Genomic DNA, 3,247 nt, shown 5'->3' on the forward strand with positions numbered 1-3,247 from the left:
AACACAGTGGACGCGAGCAACTGAGGACAAGCCCTCGGCCTATTAGTACCAGTCACCTCCACCCGTTACCGGGCTTCCAGATCTGGCCTATCAACCCAGTCGTCTACTGGGAGCCTTACCCCATCAAGTGGGTGGGAGTCCTCATCTCGAAGCAGGCTTCCCGCTTAGATGCTTTCAGCGGTTATCCCTCCCGAACGTAGCCAACCAGCCATGCCCTTGGCAGGACAACTGGCACACCAGAGGTTCGTCCGTCCCGGTCCTCTCGTACTAGGGACAGCCCTTCTCAAGACTCCTACGCGCACAGCGGATAGGGACCGAACTGTCTCACGACGTTCTAAACCCAGCTCGCGTACCGCTTTAATGGGCGAACAGCCCAACCCTTGGGACCGACTCCAGCCCCAGGATGCGACGAGCCGACATCGAGGTGCCAAACCATCCCGTCGATATGGACTCTTGGGGAAGATCAGCCTGTTATCCCCGGGGTACCTTTTATCCGTTGAGCGACGGCGCTTCCACAAGCCACCGCCGGATCACTAGTCCCGACTTTCGTCCCTGCTCGACCCGTCGGTCTCACAGTCAAGCTCCCTTGTGCACTTACACTCAACACCTGATTGCCAACCAGGCTGAGGGAACCTTTGGGCGCCTCCGTTACTCTTTAGGAGGCAACCGCCCCAGTTAAACTACCCATCAGACACTGTCCCTGATCCGGATCACGGACCCAGGTTAGACATCCAGCACGACCAGACTGGTATTTCAACGACGACTCCACCCACACTGGCGTGTGAGCTTCAAAGTCTCCCAGCTATCCTACACAAGCCGAACCGAACACCAATATCAAACTGTAGTAAAGGTCCCGGGGTCTTTCCGTCCTGCTGCGCGAAACGAGCATCTTTACTCGTAGTGCAATTTCACCGGGCCTATGGTTGAGACAGTCGAGAAGTCGTTACGCCATTCGTGCAGGTCGGAACTTACCCGACAAGGAATTTCGCTACCTTAGGATGGTTATAGTTACCACCGCCGTTTACTGGCGCTTAAGTTCTCAGCTTCGCCGGCTCGAAAGCCAGCTAACCGGTCCCCTTAACGTTCCAGCACCGGGCAGGCGTCAGTCCGTATACATCGCCTTACGGCTTCGCACGGACCTGTGTTTTTAGTAAACAGTCGCTTCTCGCTGGTCTCTGCGGCCACCCCCAGCTCAGAGCGCGAAGCTCATCACCGGAAATGGCCCCCCTTCTCCCGAAGTTACGGGGGCATTTTGCCGAGTTCCTTAACCATAGTTCACCCGAACGCCTCGGTATTCTCTACCTGACCACCTGAGTCGGTTTAGGGTACGGGCCGCCATGAAACTCGCTAGAGGCTTTTCTCGACAGCATAGGATCATCCACTTCACCACAATCGGCTCGGCATCAGGTCTCAGCCCTAGTGTGCGACGGATTTACCTACCGCACGGCCTACACCCTTACCCCGGGACAACCACCGCCCGGGATGGACTACCTTCCTGCGTCACCCCATCACTCACCTACTACCAGCTCGGGTCACCGGCTCCACCACTCCCCCTCACTCCGAAGAGATCAGGGGCGGCTTCACGGGCTTAGCATCACTGGATTCAATGTTTGGCGCTTCAAAGCGGGTACCGGAATATCAACCGGTTATCCATCGACTACGCCTGTCGGCCTCGCCTTAGGTCCCGACTTACCCTGGGCAGATCAGCTTGACCCAGGAACCCTTGGTCAATCGGCGCAAACGTTTCTCACGTTTGTATCGCTACTCATGCCTGCATTCTCACTCGTGAACCGTCCACAACTCGCTTCCGCGGCTGCTTCACCCGGCACACGACGCTCCCCTACCCATCACGATCCCCGTTGGGGGTATATATCGCAATGACACGACTTCGGCGGTACGCTTGAGCCCCGCTACATTGTCGGCGCGGAATCACTAGACCAGTGAGCTATTACGCACTCTTTCAAGGGTGGCTGCTTCTAAGCCAACCTCCTGGTTGTCTGTGCGACTCCACATCCTTTCCCACTTAGCGTACGCTTAGGGGCCTTAGTCGATGCTCTGGGCTGTTTCCCTCTCGACCATGGAGCTTATCCCCCACAGTCTCACTGCCGCGCTCTCACTTACCGGCATTCGGAGTTTGGCTAAGGTCAGTAACCCGGTAGGGCCCATCGCCTATCCAGTGCTCTACCTCCGGCAAGAAACACACGACGCTGCACCTAAATGCATTTCGGGGAGAACCAGCTATCACGGAGTTTGATTGGCCTTTCACCCCTAACCACAGGTCATCCCCCAGGTTTTCAACCCTGGTGGGTTCGGTCCTCCACGAAGTCTTACCTCCGCTTCAACCTGCCCATGGCTAGATCACTCCGCTTCGGGTCTTGAGCGTGCTACTGAAACGCCCTATTCGGACTCGCTTTCGCTACGGCTTCCCCACACGGGTTAACCTCGCAACACACCGCAAACTCGCAGGCTCATTCTTCAAAAGGCACGCAGTCACGAGAACAAGGCAAGCCTTGTTCCGACGCTCCCACGGCTTGTAGGCACACGGTTTCAGGTACTATTTCACTCCGCTCCCGCGGTACTTTTCACCATTCCCTCACGGTACTATCCGCTATCGGTCACCAGGGAATATTTAGGCTTAGCGGGTGGTCCCGCCAGATTCACACGGGATTTCTCGGGCCCCGTGCTACTTGGGTGTCTCTCAAACGAGCCGCTGACGTTTCGACTACGGGGGTCTTACCCTCTACGCCGGACCTTTCGCATGTCCTTCGTCTACATCAACGGTTTCTGACTCGTCTCACGGCCGGCAGACCGTAAAAGAGAGATCCCACAACCCCCCAAACGCAACCCCTGCCGGGTCTCACACGCCTGAGGTTTAGCCTAATCCAGTTTCGCTCGCCACTACTCCCGGAATCACGGTTGTTTTCTCTTCCTGAGGGTACTGAGATGTTTCACTTCCCCTCGTTCCCTCCACACTGCCTATGTGTTCAGCAGTGGGTGACAGCCCATGACGACTGCCGGGTTTCCCCATTCGGAAACCCCCGGATCAAAGTCTGGTTGACGACTCCCCGGGGACTATCGCGGCCTCCCACGTCCTTCATCGGTTCCTGGTGCCAAGGCATCCACCGTGCGCCCTTAAAAACTTGGCCACAGATGCTCGCGTCCACTGTGCAGTTCTCAAACAACGACCAGCCACCCATCACCCCGGGATTACATCCCGAGTTCACTGGGGCCGGCACTGAAGGCGACC

At 57.0% G+C, this 3,247-nt stretch carries 1 rRNA gene; it reads right to left on the reverse strand.

What is annotated here, in order from left to right:
* Positions 1-22: 22 nt before the first annotated feature.
* Positions 23-3,146: ribosomal RNA gene (locus tag ACOV8S_RS30795) — 23S ribosomal RNA — on the reverse strand.
* Between the last annotated feature and the right edge of the window lie 101 nt (positions 3,147-3,247).

This window comes from Streptomyces sp. CO7, from assembly GCF_053474865.1.